Origin of the sequence: Mesorhizobium sp. M1E.F.Ca.ET.063.01.1.1 (assembly GCF_003998155.1) — a bacterium.
GTDB lineage: Bacteria > Pseudomonadota > Alphaproteobacteria > Rhizobiales > Rhizobiaceae > Mesorhizobium.
Genome location: NZ_RZSC01001103.1, coordinates 1 through 1,430, shown reverse-complemented (window position 1 = coordinate 1,430; position 1,430 = coordinate 1). Strand labels below are relative to the sequence as shown.

Here is a 1,430-nt window from a genome sequence, read left to right as displayed (position 1 = left end):
ATAGTAGCCGTTCTCATAGCCCTGCATCTTGAAGCCGCGGCCGTCGACGACGAGCTTGGCGCCTTCCTTAACGCCGAGGTCGACATAGCCCTTGACGCGCTCCAGCGCCTGCGCCGTCACCAGCGGGCCGAAATCGGCGGAGGAATCCGTCGACGGACCGACCTTGAGGCTTTCGACGCGCGGCACCAGCTTTTCCATCAGCCGGTTGGCGGTGTCGTTGCCGACCGGCACGGCCACCGAGATCGCCATGCAGCGCTCGCCGGCCGAGCCGTAGCCGGCGCCGATCAGGGCGTCGACGGTCTGGTCCATGTCGGCGTCGGGCATGATGATCATGTGGTTCTTGGCGCCGCCGAAGCACTGCACGCGCTTACCAGAGGCGGTGCCTCGCGAGTAGATATAGTGGGCGATCGGCGTCGACCCGACAAAGCCGATGGCCTTGATGTCCGGATCGTCGAGGATGGCGTCGACCACTTCCTTGTCGCCGTTGACGACGTTGAGGATGCCGGCCGGCAGACCGGCCTCGATGAACAGCTCCGCGATGCGGATCGGCACGCCCGGATCACGTTCCGAGGGCTTCAGGATGAAGGCGTTGCCGCAGGCGATCGCCGGCGCGATCTTCCACAGCGGAATCATCGCCGGGAAATTGAACGGCGTGATGCCGGCGACGACGCCGAGCGGCTGGCGCATCGAATAGACGTCGATGCCGGGGCCGGCGCCGTCGGTGAACTCGCCCTTCATCATGTGCGGCGCGCCGATGCAGACCTCGACGACTTCGAGGCCGCGCTGGATGTCGCCCTTGGCGTCAGCGATCGTCTTGCCGTGTTCACGCGCCAGGATGTCGGCCAGCTCGTCATAGTCGCGCTGGACCAGCTCGAGGAACTTCATCAGCACGCGCACGCGGCGCTGCGGGTTGGTGGCGGCCCACTTCGGCTGCGCCGCCTTGGCGTTCTCGACAGCCGCGCGCAGTTCCGCCTGCGAGGCCAGAGCCACGGTGCCTCGCACGGAGCCGTCCATCGGCTGCATGACGTCCTGCTTGCGGCCGCTGGTGCCGGCGACACGCTTGCCGCCGATGAAATGACCGTATTCGATCATGGTTTCTCTCCCTGTTTTGGTGATGGTGCATTGTCCGCCTTTGCGGCGGCAATGGCAACGCGAGCCAAAACGCAACCGTTGTGCGAAAAATAGACCACAGCAGTCCGATGTGCATTAATTGCCGCAAATGGCGGCATTGGTCGTTCGTTGAAAGGATTGAAGGTTGAGTTCCTTCACACCCCCCTCTGTCCTGCCGGACATCTCCCCCGCAAGGGGGGAGATCAGCCGTCACGTCAGCTTTCGCCAATCACCAACGCTTGAGGAGAGTCGCCGTCAAGGAAGCTGCCAATCTCCCCCCTTGCGGGGGAGATGGCCGGCAGGCCAGAGGGGGGTGGGCG

1 protein-coding gene is annotated in these 1,430 nt (G+C 64.7%); it reads right to left on the bottom strand.

Going from position 1 to position 1,430, the window contains the following annotated elements; genetic code table 11:
* The coding region (gene mmsA, locus EOA29_RS36395) for a CoA-acylating methylmalonate-semialdehyde dehydrogenase (RefSeq protein ID WP_127222386.1) at nucleotides 1-1,092 on the bottom strand (1,092 nt) is incomplete at its 3' end.
* Between the last annotated feature and the right edge of the window lie 338 nt (nucleotides 1,093-1,430).